The organism is Pseudomonas veronii, assembly GCF_002028325.1.
GTDB lineage: Bacteria > Pseudomonadota > Gammaproteobacteria > Pseudomonadales > Pseudomonadaceae > Aquipseudomonas > Aquipseudomonas veronii.
On the sequence record NZ_CP018420.1, the window covers coordinates 4,419,987 to 4,436,244 of the forward strand.

At 62.1% G+C, this 16,258-nt stretch carries 14 protein-coding genes; 6 read left to right on the top strand and 8 right to left on the bottom strand.

Annotated features, from left to right (window positions below; genetic code table 11):
- Positions 1-59: 59 nt before the first annotated feature.
- Positions 60-605, top strand: coding sequence for a cytochrome b (locus PverR02_RS19975; RefSeq protein WP_046382858.1), 546 nt, complete (start codon positions 60-62; stop codon positions 603-605).
- Here the strand turns inward: PverR02_RS19975 and PverR02_RS19980 are convergent.
- Both PverR02_RS19980 and PverR02_RS19985 read right to left on the bottom strand, forming a co-directional pair.
- Positions 602-1,492 carry a 1-aminocyclopropane-1-carboxylate deaminase/D-cysteine desulfhydrase gene (locus PverR02_RS19980; protein WP_079444227.1) on the bottom strand — a complete coding sequence of 297 codons (891 nt, stop codon included), beginning with the start codon at positions 1,490-1,492 and terminating at the stop codon, positions 602-604. The two genes, PverR02_RS19975 and PverR02_RS19980, sit on opposite strands and share 4 nt — an antisense overlap.
- A gap of 57 nt (positions 1,493-1,549) precedes the next feature.
- The gene (locus PverR02_RS19985) at positions 1,550-3,589 is read right to left on the bottom strand and encodes an NADPH-dependent 2,4-dienoyl-CoA reductase (RefSeq protein WP_017848135.1); all 2,040 of its coding nucleotides are present in this window, start codon (positions 3,587-3,589) and stop codon (positions 1,550-1,552) included.
- Positions 3,590-3,800: 211 nt separating this feature from the next.
- Between PverR02_RS19985 and PverR02_RS19990 the strand changes: the two genes are divergently transcribed.
- Both PverR02_RS19990 and PverR02_RS19995 read left to right on the top strand, forming a co-directional pair.
- Positions 3,801-4,931 carry a carbon-nitrogen hydrolase family protein gene (locus tag PverR02_RS19990; protein WP_057004459.1) on the top strand — a complete coding sequence of 377 codons (1,131 nt, stop codon included), beginning with the start codon at positions 3,801-3,803 and terminating at the stop codon, positions 4,929-4,931.
- A 4-nt stretch (positions 4,932-4,935) separates the two neighbouring features.
- Positions 4,936-5,970 (top strand): AraC family transcriptional regulator, encoded by a 1,035-nt coding sequence (locus PverR02_RS19995; protein WP_046382854.1) that lies wholly within the window; start codon positions 4,936-4,938, stop codon positions 5,968-5,970.
- 8 nt (positions 5,971-5,978) lie between these two features.
- Here the strand turns inward: PverR02_RS19995 and PverR02_RS31945 are convergent, their stop codons facing one another.
- Positions 5,979-6,158 carry a hypothetical protein gene (locus PverR02_RS31945; RefSeq protein WP_152032033.1) on the bottom strand — a complete coding sequence of 60 codons (180 nt, stop codon included), beginning with the start codon at positions 6,156-6,158 and terminating at the stop codon, positions 5,979-5,981.
- Positions 6,159-6,301: 143 nt separating this feature from the next.
- Here PverR02_RS31945 and PverR02_RS20000 point away from each other — a divergent pair, with 143 nt between their 5' ends.
- Positions 6,302-7,306 carry a transketolase-like TK C-terminal-containing protein gene (locus PverR02_RS20000; protein ID WP_079444228.1) on the top strand — a complete coding sequence of 335 codons (1,005 nt, stop codon included), beginning with the start codon at positions 6,302-6,304 and terminating at the stop codon, positions 7,304-7,306.
- A gap of 108 nt (positions 7,307-7,414) precedes the next feature.
- Here the strand turns inward: PverR02_RS20000 and PverR02_RS20005 are convergent, their stop codons facing one another.
- Complete coding sequence (locus tag PverR02_RS20005) at positions 7,415-7,885, bottom strand: MarR family winged helix-turn-helix transcriptional regulator (RefSeq protein WP_017848139.1); 471 nt, start codon at positions 7,883-7,885, stop codon at positions 7,415-7,417.
- 145 nt (positions 7,886-8,030) lie between these two features.
- Between PverR02_RS20005 and aceE the strand changes: the two genes are divergently transcribed.
- Entirely contained in the window at positions 8,031-10,691 is a 2,661-nt protein-coding gene (gene aceE / locus PverR02_RS20010) for a pyruvate dehydrogenase (acetyl-transferring), homodimeric type (RefSeq protein ID WP_079444229.1), read from the top strand.
- A 1-nt stretch (position 10,692) separates the two neighbouring features.
- On the opposite strand, the gene PverR02_RS20015 is transcribed toward aceE, so the two are convergent.
- Together PverR02_RS20015 and PverR02_RS20020 are read right to left on the bottom strand one after the other, a co-directional pair.
- Entirely contained in the window at positions 10,693-11,493 is an 801-nt protein-coding gene (locus PverR02_RS20015) for a DUF2242 domain-containing protein (protein WP_057004463.1), read from the bottom strand.
- An 89-nt stretch (positions 11,494-11,582) separates the two neighbouring features.
- Entirely contained in the window at positions 11,583-12,482 is a 900-nt protein-coding gene (locus tag PverR02_RS20020; protein ID WP_079444230.1) for a LysR family transcriptional regulator, read from the bottom strand.
- A 120-nt stretch (positions 12,483-12,602) separates the two neighbouring features.
- Here PverR02_RS20020 and PverR02_RS20025 point away from each other — a divergent pair, with 120 nt between their 5' ends.
- Entirely contained in the window at positions 12,603-13,769 is a 1,167-nt protein-coding gene (locus tag PverR02_RS20025) for an MFS transporter (protein ID WP_079444231.1), read from the top strand.
- Between the two features lie 48 nt (positions 13,770-13,817).
- Here PverR02_RS20025 and PverR02_RS20030 read toward each other — a convergent pair whose 3' ends face one another.
- Together PverR02_RS20030 and PverR02_RS20035 are read right to left on the bottom strand one after the other, a co-directional pair.
- Entirely contained in the window at positions 13,818-15,692 is a 1,875-nt protein-coding gene (locus PverR02_RS20030; protein WP_079444232.1) for a SurA N-terminal domain-containing protein, read from the bottom strand.
- Positions 15,693-15,925: 233 nt separating this feature from the next.
- Positions 15,926-16,198 carry an HU family DNA-binding protein gene (locus PverR02_RS20035; RefSeq protein WP_003174819.1) on the bottom strand — a complete coding sequence of 91 codons (273 nt, stop codon included), beginning with the start codon at positions 16,196-16,198 and terminating at the stop codon, positions 15,926-15,928.
- Between the last annotated feature and the right edge of the window lie 60 nt (positions 16,199-16,258).

A 16,258-nucleotide genomic window follows, 5' to 3' on the forward strand; every position in this document is an offset into this window, starting at 1 on the left:
GTAAAAGGACTTCGTCGCCAAAGAACGGAGGTTTGCCCTGATGAGTGAGGAATCAAGCGATGCCGTGGAAAAATTCCGATTCACGTTACAGCACCATGTCGATTGCGTTGCACTGGTTGATGGTGGTGTTGCTGGCGGTGGTCTACGCCTGTATTGAGTTTCGCGGGATCTTCCCCAAAGGCAGTGGTGGGCGAGCGCTGATCGTGGAAATGCACTTCATGTTCGGCCTGACCGTGTTTGTGCTGGTCTGGCTGCGCCTGTTTGCCCGCTCGCTGGGGGTCGCGCCGAAAATCGTACCGGCACCGCCGCAATGGCAGAGCCTGCTGGCGACCCTGATGCACTTTGCACTGTATGCCTTCATGATCGGCATGCCGATCGCTGGCTGGCTGATCGTCAGCGCCCAAGGGCATTCCGTGATGTTCTATGGGATCGAGTTACCGCCCCTGATCGGCGAAAACAAGGACTTGTCCAAGCAGATCAAAGAGTGGCACGAACTGGGCGGCTCCATCGGTTATTGGTTGATCGGCCTGCATGCCGTGGCAGGTCTGTACCACCACTACTTCATCCGCGATAACACCGTGTTGCGCATGCTGCCCAAGCGTTAGGCAGCCAACCCTCGGCGGCCTTGCAAGCCGCCGGTGTGGACGAAGATCAGACGCGTGCCGGGAGGGAAGCGTCCGGCTTCGACCTGTTGCTTCAACGCCAGCAGTGCCTTGCCGGTATAGAGCGGCTCCAGCGGCAGGCCGCAGGCCCGTTGCGTGGTCTCGATAAAGTCGAGCAACCACGGGTCGACCTTGGCGAAGCCGCCCCGGCTGGCGTCCAACAACGCAAAGCCGTCCTGCACGATGGCGCGCACGTTCTGCGCCACGCCGTGATCGTCCGGCACCGCCATTGCACCGTATACCGGATGTCTCCCCGCCTCGGCCAGCGCCAGCCCGGCCACAGTCGTACCGGTGCCTGCCGCCAGCCACCATGCGTCGTAATCGTCCCACCCCACGTTGCTCAATTGCGCACGCGCCTGCTCGACCAATACGCCGCAACCCAACGCCCCGGCGGTGCCCCCACCGCCTTCGGGCACCGGGTAGAGATGGGGATAGTGTTCGTGCCACGGCTGCCAGAAACCGGGTTCATGCCGCGCGCGGTAGCCGCCATAGCCCAGCCAATGCAACTGCATGCCGAAGGCTTTCAAATCGAGAACGGTGGGCGTGTCTTGGGGATGGCCGCGCAACAGGCCGACGGTGGGAAAATCAAAACGCTTGCCGGCCGCCGCCAGCGCATGCAGGTGGTTGGAGTACGCCCCGCCGAGGCTGATGATCCCGTCGGCACCGGCCTGTTGCGCCAGGGCCAGGTGTTCGCTGAGCTTGAACCACTTGTTGCCGCTGATCAGCGGGTCGATGCGGTCCAGGCGCAGCACGGCCAATTCGACCCCGTTCAGCCAATCCAGCGGCAGCGGTTCCAGGGGCGCATGGGGGAGCCAGTCGAAAGGGCCCATCGGCGCAAGTCCGTATGAAAAAGGGGCAGTAGTCTAACACTGCCCCTTCTCGGCGTTTTACAACTCAGCTGCCAGGCGCGAGCCCTGGTTGATGGCGCGCTTGGCGTCGAGTTCGGCGGCGACGTCGGCACCGCCGATCAGGTGCACGTTCTGGCCCGCTGCGACCAGGCCGTCCTGCAATTCGCGCAACGGGTCCTGGCCGGCGCAGATCACAATGTTGTCCACCGCCAACAACTGCGGCTCGCCCTCGGCGCCGATGCGGATATGCAGGCCCGCGTCGTCGATCTTCAGGTACTCGACGCTGTTGAGCATCTGCACCTGCTTGTTCTTCAACCCGGTGCGGTGAATCCAGCCGGTGGTCTTGCCCAACCCGTCACCGACCTTGGAAGCCTTGCGCTGCAGCAGGAACACCTCGCGCGCCGGCGGGTGCGGTTGCGGCTTGATCCCGGCGACGCCGCCACGCGCTTGCAACTGCGTGTCGATGCCCCACTCTTTCCAGAACGCGTCGCGGTCCAGGCTGGTGGACACGCCCTGATGCACGAGGAATTCCGACACGTCGAAGCCGATACCGCCGGCACCGATCACCGCGACGCGCTTGCCCACGGGTTTGCGCTCGAGGATCACGTCGAGGTAGCTCAGCACCTTCGGGTTATCGATGCCCGCAATTGCCGGCGTGCGTGGGGCGATACCGGTGGCGAGGATGATCTCGTCGTACCCGCCTGCCGTCAGTTGCGCGACGTCGACGCGGGTGTTGAGGCACACCTCCACATGGGTGGTCTGCAATTTGCGGTTGAAATAACGCAGGGTCTCGAAAAACTCTTCCTTGCCCGGCACGCGCTTGGCGATGTTGAACTGGCCACCGATCTCGCTGGCCGAATCGAACAACGTCACCTGATGGCCGCGTTCGGCCGCCACCGTGGCAGCGGCCAGGCCCGCGGGACCGGCGCCGACCACGGCGATTTTCTTGATCTGTTTGACCGGCAGGTAGTTGAGCTCGGTCTCGTAGCACGCGCGCGGGTTGACCAGGCAGGTGGTCAACTTGCCGCCGAAGGTGTGGTCGAGGCAGGCCTGGTTGCAGCCGATGCAGGTGTTGATTTCATCGGCACGACCGGCCGCGGCCTTGTTGACGAACTCCGGGTCGGCGAGGAACGGCCGCGCCATCGAGACCATGTCGGCATCGCCAGCGGCGAGGATCTGCTCGGCAATCTCCGGGGTGTTGATGCGGTTGGTGGTGATCAGCGGGATCTGCACCGCGCCGCGCAATTTGGCGGTGACTTTACTGAACGCGCCCCGCGGCACCTTGGTGGCGATGGTCGGAATGCGCGCTTCGTGCCAACCGATCCCGGTATTGATGATGCTCGCACCGGCCTGCTCGATGGCCTTGGCCAGTTGCACGATTTCTTCCCAACTGCTGCCGCCTTCCACCAGATCGAGCATCGACAGGCGGAAGATAATGATGAAGTTCGGGCCGACGGCTTCGCGCACCCGGCGCACGATCTCTACCGCCAAACGCATGCGGTTTTCGTAGCTGCCGCCCCAACGGTCGGTACGGTGGTTGGTGTGGGCGGCGAGGAACTGGTTGATGAAGTAGCCTTCGGAACCCATGATTTCCACGCCGTCGTATTCGGCGGACTGCGCCAGCAGCGAGCAGGTGACGAAATCCTGGATCTGTTTCTCGATGCCCGCTTCGTCCAGTTCCTTGGGCTTGAACGGGTTGATCGGCGCCTGGATCGCGCTCGGTGCCACCTGCTTGGGGCTGTAGGCATAACGGCCGGCGTGGAGGATCTGCATGCAGATCTTGCCGCCGGCTTCGTGTACGGCGCGGGTCACAATCTTGTGCTTCTGCGCCTCTTCGTCGGTGGTCAGCTTGGCCGCGCCGGAATACACCCCACCTTCATCGTTCGGGCCAATGCCGCCGGTGACCATCAGGCCCACGCCGCCACGGGCGCGCTCGGCGAAGTAGGCCGCCATGCGTTCGAAACCGCCCGGTTTTTCTTCCAGCCCCGTGTGCATCGAGCCCATCAGGGTACGGTTGCGCAAGGTGGTAAAACCCAGGTCCAACGGGGCCAGCAGGTGCGGGTACGCAGCAGCGGTCATGGTCAAGCTCCACAACGGATCATCACGGGACGTGGCAGGCTCTTACGGCTTGCCATCGGTTTATGTCCCACAGACTAAGAGGCGTTCGGCTAGCACTCAATGACCGAAACTGACAAGTTATTGATCCAAATGCACAGCGCCCCTTGGCAAGCCGAGCCGCGGGCCCTACCCTAGTCGCGAACCCTGCACTCGGTCTGTTGTCTGTTTCCCCATGCGTAAACTTCTCGCTTTTACCGTCACCCTGGCGCTGGTTGCCGCCGTCGCCGCCTATCTGGTCTGGACCCAGGAACGCCCCGTGGCGCATTACCTGTCCGACCTGCGCATCACCCTGGCCGTCAACGAAGGCCAGCCTGCCGATCGCGGCAACCTGCTGGGCATTCAGCCGGAACTGTTCCCTGGCGACTACCAGAGCCTGGAACGCCTGCACCTGAAGCTCGCGGCCTACCTGCAAACGGCGCGAAACCAGGGGCTGATCAATGAAAAAACCATCGTGGTGCTGCCGGAACATATCGGCACCTGGCTGATGCTCCGCGGCGAAAAAAACGAGCTGTATCAGGCGACCCACCTGAAAGATGCGATGAACTGGCTGTCGATCAGCAACCCGCTGCAGTTCATGCGCGCCTGGATCAGCGCCACCGGCGACAACCGCATGGACGACGCATACTTGCGCATGAAAGCCCCGGCAATGGCGCGGGACTACCAAGCGCTGTTCGGCGGCCTGGCCAAGGAGTTTGGCGTGACCCTGGTGGCCGGTTCCATCGCGTTGCCCAACCCCAGCGTGAGCGAGGGACAACTGCAGGTCGGGCATGGCGCGCTGTACAACGCCAGCCTGGTATTTGCGGCCGATGGCCTGCCCCTGGGCCAGCCGCAGCGTCAGCTCTACCCGATCTACGACGAGCGCGGCTTCATTGCGCCCGGGGATGAAAACACCGTCAGCGTGGTCGACACCCCGGCCGGACGCCTGGGCATCCTGATCGGCAGCGACAGCTGGTACCCGGACAACTACCGCAAGCTCAATGAGCAAGGTGCAAGGTTGATCGCCGTCCCCGCGTTTGTTATCGGCCGCGACACCTGGGGCCGCCCTTGGCGCGGCTTCAAAAGCGTGTCGACGCCCGCGGAAATCAGCCTCAAACCCGAAGAACTCAGCGAAGGCGAAGCCTGGCGGCGGCTGACCTTGATCAGCCAGCCGCCCATCAGCCAGGCCATCGCGGGCATGAGCGTATTTCTGCGCGGGCAGTTCTGGGACCTGGGCAGCGCCGGCCAGAGCTTTCTCAGCAGCAACGGCCAGGTGTTCGCCGACGGCGACGCCCGTGGCGCGCGCTTGCTGAATATCTGGCTGTAACGCCGTGAAGCCGGTACGCCTGGGGGATCTGTCGGTGGGCTTCGTGCACACCCTGGCCGACGCCATCAGCAGCCACGGCCTGGACCCGCAACCGCTGTTGCTGCAATACGGTCTGGACCCGGTACGGCTCGCCGAAGCCGGCGCGCGCTTGTCGATCCCGCGTTACATGCGCCTGGGCCATGCCGCCATTCAACTGACCGGCGACCCGGGCCTCGGCCTGCGCATGGGCCAGTCGAGCCGCTTGAGCCAGGCCGGCCTGGCCGGTGTCACGGCCGCCCAGGCGCCCAATGTGCGCGAAGCGGCCCGCACCCTCACGCGCTTTGAAGCGCTGTACGGCTCCAACTATCGCGGGCAGTCGAGCTTTCATGAAGACGCCGAAGGCGCGTGGCTGCGTTTCTACTCCATCAGCCCGTACAACGCCTATAACCGCTTTGTGGTCGACTCGATCATCGCCGGCTGGCTGCACCAACTGTCGAGCCTGGCCCAGCAGCCGGTACAGGCGCAGCGCATCGAGATCGAATTCGAAGCACCGGACTACAGCGAACAATACAGCGTGCTGGGTGACAGCCCGGTCCACTTCGGCGCCGAGGCCAATCAACTGCGCCTGAGCCAGACAACCCTGGCGCTGCGCAACCCGGAGCATTGCCCGAGTACCTGGCAACTGCTGTTACAACTGTGTGAAAGGGAGTTGGAGCAGTTGACCCGCACCCGCAGCCTGCGCGAGCGCATTACCCGCTTGCTCGGGCCGATGCTCAATGGCGGCCGGGAACCCGACCTGGAAGAAGTGGCGGCGCGCTTGAAGCTGCCGACCTGGACCCTGCGCCGCAAACTGGCCGATGAAGGCACTCAGTTCCGGGCGATCCTCAACGATACCCGCCGCGACCTGGCCATGACCTATATCCGCGATACGGAACTGGCATTCGGCGAGATCGCCTACTTGCTCGGTTTTGCCTCGGCCCAGGCCTTTCAACGGGCGTTCAGGCGATGGAACAACCAGACCCCAGGGGAATTTCGCCGCAGTCAGCGGCAATCCGCCTGAAGCCGGTCTTACAGCTCAGTAGCGTCGTCGGCAGGGTCCAAAGGGTCCCATTCAAAGGCCTGGTACTCCAGCAGTTCTTCTTGGTAATCGTCCATGGTGAACTCCTTCTTGAGTTGAAAGCAGCCGCAGGTAAATGACCTGCACAGCCAGCCTAATGTGCCGTGATGACGGAAAAGTGTCGGTGTCATGACGTTCCTGCACGTTCAGATTAAACGTAGCAGCGTTGTGCGGATTTAGCACTGGGCCATCGAAAAACAATTGCAACCATTGCAATTGCAATCATAAGTCGACTTCCCTTAAGGTAAGCCTCCCTTGCCGAGGAGTCAGACCGATGATTGCCACCACCGCGCACGCCGCACAGCTTTGCTGTGATGCGTTGAACCAGGCCGGACATACACGAAGTTCGCCATTGCACACCGTCATGAGCATGGCCAACACCCTGGAAGCCAGCCGGCAGGCCTGGGTGATTCGCGGCCAGTCCCGTTCCCGGCGTGTGGGCAGTTGGCCCGTCTGGTTTGCGCGCAAAACTGCGGAAAAACCGTTGCTGTACCTGCACAGCGCGGTGTCGTCGGCACAACTGTGTGCCTTGTCGGCCGAGACGGCGCAGCGCGGCATCCTGTGCAACGACATCGAAACCCAACCCTCGGCCTGGCCCAAGGGCGCACAGCCTTCTCTCCCGCTGTGGCTGGCGAGCAATCCGCATTGCACACCCTACGATCCTGCCACGGGTGAGGAAGTCCGGGCGATCGTGCTGGCGGGACTGCGCACCCTGTATATCGACGGCAAGCCCGGGTTTTACTACCTGGCGCTGCATGACGACGACAACGCAGTACCGTTGACCGAGCAGGACCGTGAAGATGCGCTCAAGGGTATGTATCCGCTCCAGCGCGATGCCCCAGGGGACGTGCGCTTGCTCGGCGCAGGTCGGGCGCTTGAAGAGGTCGTGCAGGCCAAACGCTTGTTGGCAGAGGACTGGAATATCACCGCGCAGCTGTGGAGTTGCCCCAGCTACACGCGGCTGGCCCGAGAGGCCGCAGCCGCCGAACGCTGGAATCGCCTGCACCCCACCGCCCCCAGACGCAGCAGCCACTTGCGCGAGTGCCTGGCCGGGAATGCCGCGCCGGTGATTGCAGTGACCGGCTATGCACAGCCGATTGTCGACCCGTTGGCGGCTTACGTGGATGCGCGGTTCGTGGGGCTGGGCGCGGGCTCGGTACAGGCATCGGCGCCCAGTCGTTATTGGATTGCGGTGTCTGCATTGAGCGCCCTGGCGAAGGACGGGCTTATCGCTGCACAGCAGGTCGAACGGGCGATGAAGCGCTACTCACTGCAATGAGCCGGAATGCGAACAACGGCGCAAGGGGCTTGCTCCCGATAGCGGCGGGTCAGTCGACAGCTGCCTGTTATCGGGACCACGCCATCTTCCACGTTGAATCGTCGTGTCTCAGGATTTGCGCCGGTTACGGACCTGCACACCGGCCTCCATCGCCAACCCGGCAGTACGTTCCAGGGCTTCGGCAAACCCCTGGCGCTGCTCCGGTGCGATCTGCGACAGGAACAGCTCATCTACCGTGCTTTCGTAGATGCCCCACATCTTTTTGCGCAACACCCGGCCGGCCTCGGTGATCGTGGCAAACGCGGCACGGCCGTCGCCGTCGGAGCGGGAGCGCACCACCAGGCCGTCTTTTTCCAGGCGGTCCACCAGGCGCGTCAGGTTGTAGCGCTCGATGGCCAGCACATCGGCCAATTCATGCATGCGCCGAGTACCTTCGGGGCCGCTTTCCAGGCCCCACAATGCGTCGTACCAGGCGTAGGGCGGCAGGTCGGCCGCAGCCAGGCGCCGCTCGATTTCACGGATGACCGTCCTGTGGGCCCTGACAAAACGGAACCAGACATCAGGCTCTTTCGACGACATGCAACACCATCCGGGGAATTTCAAGAAGGTTGCAATAGTAGCTCATCCCGCGCTAGATTCAGACATGTAATTGCAATTGCAACTATATGCGCGCCGCTCCCACAAGGAGCTCGCTGCTTGATATTCGCCGACCCTGGAGCCTCACATGACCCCGAATACCGCAGTAAGACTGGACGACGACCCACAGGAAACCCGCGAATGGCTGGAAGCCATCGAATCGGTGCTGTCCACCGAAGGCCGCCCGCGTGCCCACTACCTGATCGACCAGTTGCTGGATTTCGACGTGGCGCAACATGGTGACGTCTACGGGCGGGTAACCACGCCCTACATCAACACGATCCCGCTGGACCGCCAGTTGCCCTACCCTGGCAACCTGGCCCTCGAACGCCGCACCAGTGCGTTTATCCGCTGGAACGCCATGGCCATGGTGCTGCGCGCCGGTAAACACTCCGGCGTCGGTGGGCATATCGCCACCTACGCGTCGGCCGCCGTGCTGTATGACGTCGGCTTCGACCACTTTTTCCGTGGGCGCACCGACACCTTCGATGGCGATCTGGTCTACATCCAGGGCCACTCCTCCCCCGGCATCTACGGCCGCGCGTATCTCGAAGGCCGCATCAGCGAGGCTCAGCTCGACAACTTCCGCCGCGAAACGGGCGGTGCTGGCTTGTCGTCCTACCCGCACCCACGGCTGATGCCGGATTTTTGGCAATTCCCCACCGTGTCCATGGGGCTCGGACCGATCACCGCCGCCTACCAGGCGCGCTTTATGCGCTACCTGGAGTTGCGTGCGCTCAAGCAGCACCAGGGCCGCAAGGTCTGGGCGTTCCTCGGTGATGGCGAAATGGACCAGCCGGAATCCCTGGCCGCCATTTCCCTGGCCGGGCGTGAAAAACTCGACAACCTGATCTTCGTGGTCAACTGCAACCTGCAGCGCCTGGACGGCCCAGTACGCGGCAATGCCAAGGTGATCCAGGAGTTCGAAAGCCTCTACCGCGCGGCCGGCTGGAATGTGATCAAGGTTATCTGGGGCGGCGGCTGGGATGCGCTGCTGGAAAAAGACCAGAGCGGGCTGCTGCGCCAACGCATGATGGAGTGCGTGGACGGTGATTATCAGAACTACAAATCCCAGGACGGCGCCTACGTGCGCGAACATTTCTTCGGCAAATACCCGGCGTTGCTGGCATTGGTTGCGGACCTGTCAGACGAGGACATCTGGAAACTCTCACGCGGCGGTCATGACCCGGACAAGGTCTATAACGCCTATGCTGCCGCCATGAGTCATTCAGGCCAACCCACGGTGATCCTGGCGAAAACCGTCAAGGGCTTCGGCATGGGCGAAGCCGGCGAAGGCCAGAACATCAACCATCAGCTGAAAAAAATGGGCGCCGACGCCGTCAGAGCGTTCCGTGATCGCTTCGGCCTGGAAGTCCCCGACGAGCAGTTGGCTGAAATTCCTTACCTCAAGCCGGCTGCCGACAGCGAAGAGGCGCGCTACTTCGCCGCCCGGCGCCAGGCGTTGGGCGGCTACGTGCCGGCGCGCCACAGCGCCGTCGAGTCGCAGCAGATTCCTGAACTGAGCGCTTTCGCGACCCAGCTCAAAGACACCGGCGAGCGCGCCATCTCTACCACCATGGCCTTTGTGCGGATCCTCGGCACACTGCTCAAGGACCCGCACCTGGGCAAGCTGATCGTGCCCATCGTGCCGGACGAATCACGCACCTTCGGCATGGAAAGCCTGTTCCGTCAGATCGGCATTCACTCCGCCGTCGGCCAGCTCTACACCCCACAGGACGCCGGGCAACTGAGCTACTACAAAGAGAGCAAGGACGGACAGATCATGCAGGAAGGTCTGAATGAGTCCGGTGCGATTGCCTCCTGGATCGCGGCGAGTACGTCCTACAGCAACCATGCTCTGATGACCGTGCCCTTCTACATCTTCTACTCGATGTTCGGCTTCCAGCGCGTCGGCGACCTGGCCTGGGCGGCAGGCGATGCCCGGGCACGCGGCTTCCTGCTGGGTGCCACGGCCGGGCGCACCACCCTGATGGGCGAAGGCTTGCAGCACGACGATGGGCATAGCCATATCCTGGCGTCGGTGATTCCGTGCTGTGTATCGTATGACCCGACTTTTGCCTACGAACTGGCGGTGATCATTCGCGAAGGCATGCGGCGCATGTATGTCGAGCAGGAGGACATTTACTACTACATCACCCTGCTCAACGAGAACTACCCGCACCCGGCAATGCCCGAAGGCGTGGAAGAAGGCATTCTCAAGGGCTTGTATCCGCTGAGCACACACCAGCAGGCACAGGTGCAATTGATGGGCAGCGGTTCGATCCTGCGGGAAGTGATTGCCGCGGCAGCGTTGCTCGACAAGGATTTCGCCGTACACAGCAGCGTATGGAGTGCGCCCAGCCTGACCGAGCTGCGCCGTGACGGGCATGAAGCCGAACGCTGGAACCTGTTGCACCCGGAACACGAGCCGCGCTTGAGTTACGTCGAGCAATGCTTGGCCGGGCATACGGGTCCGGTGCTGGTGGCCACTGACTACATGAAGCTGTTCGCCGACCAGATCCGCCCCTTTGTGCCGAACCGACGCTTTGTAGCGCTGGGCACGGACGGCTTCGGGCAGTCGGATACTCGGGAGGCCTTGCGCGAGTTCTTCGAGGTGGACCGGCATTTCATTGTGCTGGCGGCACTGAAGGCGCTGGCCGATGACGGGCTGATAGGTCGCGAGAAAATCAGTGAGGCGATCAGTCGCTACGGGATCAATGTCGACAAGACCAATCCCGTAGCGGTCTGACTTACTGCGCGGGCGTCGGCAGGGGCGGAATCGCCTCTGTCGGCGGCGGCAGGTCCGGCGTGGTTGGCGCAGGTGCCGGTGCCGGCGCAGGGCTCGGTTCTGCCTGCGGGACGATCGGCGCAGGCTCCGGTGCCGGTGTAACCGGCGTCGAGACGGCCGGCGCTACAGGTTCTTCCTTCGGCGCTGGCACCTTCTCCGCTGCCGGGGCAACTTTGGGTTCCGGCACCCCCAGTTCAGCCTTGGGCTGTTCGGGAATATGTTCGGTCTTCTTCACCTCTTGGGGCAGGAACACATCCACCAGTGCGAAGTAGCGCTCGTAGAACTTCGGTGCCGAGACAGTCTCACTCGCCACCTTCACCATCGAGTCGTCGGTGGAGCCGATCGGCATCGACACCGAGCCCAGCACACCCACACCCAGGCTGGCGGAGTTGTTGACCTTCTTCAGCGCATAACGATCCTGCAGGGCGTTGGCAAACATCGTCGAGTGGCTTTTACCTTTGCCATCATTGGCACACACCACATTGAAGCTGATCTGCATGTGAGTTTCGCCGGTCTGCTGGAAACTCTTGTTACCCACCACCAGCTTCGGATCGCTACTGGTGATGATGTAGCCCTGGCTCAGCAAGGCACGGCGTGCGGCCTCGCACGCGGCGATGTCACTGACCGGGTAATTACGGGAGAACGTACCGGAGTCGTCGAAATTCTCGTGCTCGTAAACAGCGGTCTTGGGTGACGAGCAGCCCGTGGCGCCCGCCAACACCAGCGCCAACCCGAGGCTACGCAAGTGAAATGATGTCGACATTGAAAATCCTGAGGAAAACGGTCTGGGCGGTATTGTGCAACAGAACGAGGCCTTGGCGCGCGCATTCCTGTCGATAAAACGTCACAAGCCTACACAGCGGTGCCTGCAGGGAAAAGCCCGGCGCACATATGGTCAATAAACACGCGCAACTTGGCAGATGCATGACGACTTGACGGCCACAATATCCAGAAACTGCCACGGTGTTCGAGATAATCATCCAACACCCGTAGCAAGCGCCCCTGCCCCACGGCCTCGTTGACCATGTAGTCGGGCAGACAGGCGATGCCCAATCCCTCGTGTACCACATGGTTGAGGGACTCAATGGTGGTACTGACCAGCGGTGTACGCAAGGTCGGTTCGGCGGCGCCCGGCAGGTGACGCAACGGCCAGTTTTCCAGCTTGCCGGTGGCGCAGAATTTGTGCCGCAGGCACGCGTGATCGTTGAGATCCTGTGGTTGCTGCGGGGTGCCGTGTTGAGCGAAGTAGCCCGGCGTGCCCACAAGCACCAACTGGTAATAGCCCAGATGCCGCGCCATCAAGCGCGAATCTTCGGGCTTGCCTGTGCGAATCACCGCATCGAAACCTTCCTCGATCACGTCCACCATGCGGTCGGAAAAATCCACATCCAACTCGATATCCGGGTAGACGCGCATAAAGTCGCTGAGCACCGGCATCAACAAGCCGCGTACCTGCGGCAGGCTGACGCGCAACTTGCCGCGCGGCGTGGCGCTGGCGTCCGTCAATTCCTGCTCGGCCGCCTCGACCTCGGCCAGAATGCGCCGCGAACGCTCAAGAAACAGCGAGCCTTCGCTGGTCAGGGTGATACTGCGCGTGCTGCGGTGAAACAGCCTGACGCCCAGGCGCTCTTCCATGCGCGCGATACTTTTGCCCACGGCCGACGACGACACCCCCAGCACGCGACCGGCGACGGTGAAGCTGCGCGTCTCCGCCACCTGCACAAATACCGACAGGCTGCTCAAGCTGTCCATGATCACGTCTCGACTGATTACGGACACCTACGTCCGCTAAGTTCGGAACCTTAGCCTGTTTTTCCGCACAGCACAGCCCCTTACTCTGCCGCCTTGCCCCTTTTATATGGATAAAGCGTCATGAGCGACAACCCTTCACTTACCCATTGCCCGGCGAACACCGAGCCTGACGTGCTGCCGCTGGGAGGTTTGTTGGCCCTGGCTTGCGCGGGTTTTATCACCATCCTCACCGAAGCCATGCCTGCGGGGCTCTTGCCGCAGATGGGCGCAGGCCTGGGCGTGTCGCCCGCCCTGGTTGGCCAACTGGTCACGCTCTACGCACTCGGATCATTGCTCGCGGCCATCCCCTTGACGCTGCTGACGCGGGGTTGGCGCCGACGCCCCCTACTGCTGGTGGCCATTGCTGGCTTCGCCCTGGTCAACAGCGTGACGGCCGTATCCAGCCACTACGGGCTGACCCTGGTAGCGCGCTTTTTCGCCGGGGTATTCGCCGGGCTGCTTTGGGCCCTGTTGGCGGGTTACGCCAGTCGTATGGTCGCCCCCCACCTGCAAGGCCGGGCGATTGCCATCGCAATGCTTGGCGCACCGCTGGCCCTGACCCTGGGCGTGCCGGCCGGCACCCTGCTGGGCACCCTCGTTGGCTGGCGCTTGAGTTTTGCGATCATGACCGGGCTGACGTTGGCATTGCTGCTCTGGGCGCGCTGGCAACTCCCGGACTTTGCCGGCCAAGCAGCGCAACAACGCCTGGGGCTGCGCCAGGTGATGAGGTTGCGCGGTATTCGCCCGGTGCTTTGGGTGACCTTTACCTACGTGCTGGCGCACAACATTCTCTACACCTACATCGCCCCCCTGCTGGAGCCCGCCGGCATCCAGGCCGATATCGACCGGGTACTGCTGGTGTTTGGCCTGACGGCGTTGTTGAGCATCTGGCTGGTGGGCCTGCTGATCGATCGATGGCTGCGCCCGTTGGTGCTGTTCAGTTGCATGCTGTTTGGCCTGTCGGCGCTGGTGTTGGCGTTCTGGATCGACTCGCCGGCGATCATCTACACCGCCGTCGCGGCCTGGGGGCTGGCATTCGGTGGCCTACCGGCCTTGCTGCAAACCGCCCTGGCCAAGTCGGCGGGCGAGTCGGCGGACGCCGCGCAGTCGATGCTGGTGACGGTATGGAACCTGGGCATTGCCGGCGGCGGTCTGGCGGGCGGGTTGTTGTTGCAGAGCTGGGGCGTGCTCGCGTTTCCCTGGGCGGTAGTGGCGTTGATGTTGCTGGCCCTTTGCAAACGCCCATGAAAAAGCCCCCGGTCTTTTCAGGCCGGGGGCTTTTTATTCAAACCGAGATCAGTACTTCTTGATCTCAGCCTTGGTTTCCAGCTGCTTGCGGTACGCCGCGAAATCCTGCTGCCCAACACGGGAAGCGAGGAAACGACGGTATTGCGCCTTCTCATCGTCCGATGGAGCCGCCGCTTCGGTGACGCCGTTCAAGCGCACGATCACCAGGCTGCCATCAGCGAGGGTCACGGTGGTGAAGGTCGGCTTGTCCTTGGACGCAGGCTTGGGCATGCGGAACAAGGCTTGCAGCACCACCGGGTCGATCGTTTCCTGGCTACGGGTAGCCGCTTCGGTGACTTTCCAGGCCTGGCCATCAACGGGCTGGTTCAGCGGGGTCTTGCCATCACGCAGGCTGGCGATCAACTCGTCAGCGTGAGTCTTGGCGGCCGCGCTGGCGCGTTCCTTGGTCATCTGGGTGCGGATCGCCGCTGCCACGCTTTCCAGCGGCAGTTGCGTAGGCTTCAGATGCTCTTTGGCCCGCAGCACGATGATGGTTTCCGGGTCGAGCTCGATGGCGGTGCTGTTCGCACCCTCATCCAACACTTCCGGGCTGAACGCGGCAGTGACCACGGCACGGTTGGCCGCGACACCCTCACCGCCTTCGCGACCAAACGGCGCAGAGGTGTGAACGGTCAGCTTCAGATCGGAGGCCGGCTGAGCCAGGTCGGAGGCTTCGAACGCCGCATCTTCCAATTGCTTGGTCGCTTCGACAAAACGCTGTTCAACCTGTTGGTTCTTGAGCTCGTGGGTCAGCTTGTCTTTCAGGCTGGCGAACGATGGCACTTCTGGCGCTTCAACGCCCAACAGCTTGATCAGGTGCCAACCGAAGGTGCTGCGCACCGGTGCCGAGACCTGGTCCTTATTCAAGGCGTACAGGGCAGCTTCGAAGTCCGGATCGTAGACGCCAGGACCGGCAAAACCAAGGTCACCGCCATTGCTGGCCGAACCCGGGTCCTGGGAGAACTCCTTGGCCAGGGCTTCGAACTGCTCACCCTTGGCCAGGCGCGCCTGGATTTCCTCGATCTTGGCCTTGGCTTGGGCGTCGGTGACCTTGTCGTTGACTTCAATCAGGATGTGCGCCGCACGACGCTGCTCAGCGAGGTTGGCGGTTTCTTTCTCATACGCTGCCTGCAGTTCATCGTCCTTGACGGTGACCTGGTCGAAGAAAGACGACTTCTTCAACTCCAGATAGTCGATGACCACCTGGTCCGGGGTCATGAACTCTTTGGCGTGCTGGTCGTAGTAAGCCTTGACCTCGTTGTCGGTGAGTTTCACCGCCGCAGGGTTGGCCTTGATATTGACGGTGGCGAAATCGCGGGTCTGTTTTTCCAGGCGGGCGAATGCCAGCACCTGCGCGTCAGTCACGAAGGCGCTGCCGAGGATGCCCAAGCGAGTCTGCTCGATCAGCATTTGCTGGGTCATCATCTGACGGAACTGCAGACGGCTGTAGCCCAGTTGACGGATCACCTGGTCAAAACGCTCGGCGTTGAACTTGCCGTCCACCTGGAACTCCGGCGTCTGCAGGATCACTTGGTCCAGCGCGGCGTCAGAGAAGGCAAACTTGGAATCAGCGGCACCTTGCAGTACCAGCTTGCGATCGATCAGGCTCTTGAGCGCCGCGTCGCGCAGCAGTTTTTCGTCCAGCAGGGAAGCATCGAAATCCTTGCCCATCTGTTGCATCAGTTGGCGACGTTGCATGTCGACGGCCTGGCTCAGTTCGGTCTGGGTGATTGCTTCACCGTTGACCTTGGCCACGTCCTGCTTGGTGTTGGTCGAAGCCTGAAAAATAGCCTCGATACCGGTGAACGCCATCAATGCGACGATGATCCCGATAATGGTCTTGGCAATCCAGCCTTGTGAATTGTCCCTGATATTTTGCAGCATGCGTCCCCCAGAAACGGTTGAACTTCAAAAATTGGCAACCGTGGAGCGTGGGTAGAGTCCGGATAGAAGAAAGGCGCATCCGAGGATGCGCCTTCTCTCGTAACTGGCGGAGCGGACGGGGGTTAGAACCCACACCCCCGGCGTGGTGACCCGATGGATACGTGGGTCAGCTGCCGCTCCGCTGCCAGGCCAGACCTGCGTCGGACCCGGGTAGGTAAAGGCTTGATCGAGGCTTAGTTAACGGCTTCTTTCAGGGCTTTACCGGCTTTGAAACCTGGTTTCTTGGCAGCAGCGATTTGCAGTGCTTTGCCAGTCTGTGGGTTACGGCCAGTGCGAGCTGGGCGGTCAGTCACAGAAAAAGTACCGAAGCCTACCAGTACCACCGAATCGCCGGCCTTCAGAGCGCCAGTGACGGATTCGATTACTGCGTCCAGCGCACGGCCAGCAGCAGCTTTCGGGATATCAGCGGATGCGGCGATAGCATCAATCAGTTCCGACTTGTTCACTCTAAGTCCCCTTATATATCTATTGAGTATGATTCTAAGTTTTTTGGTGAAAGCAAAAAC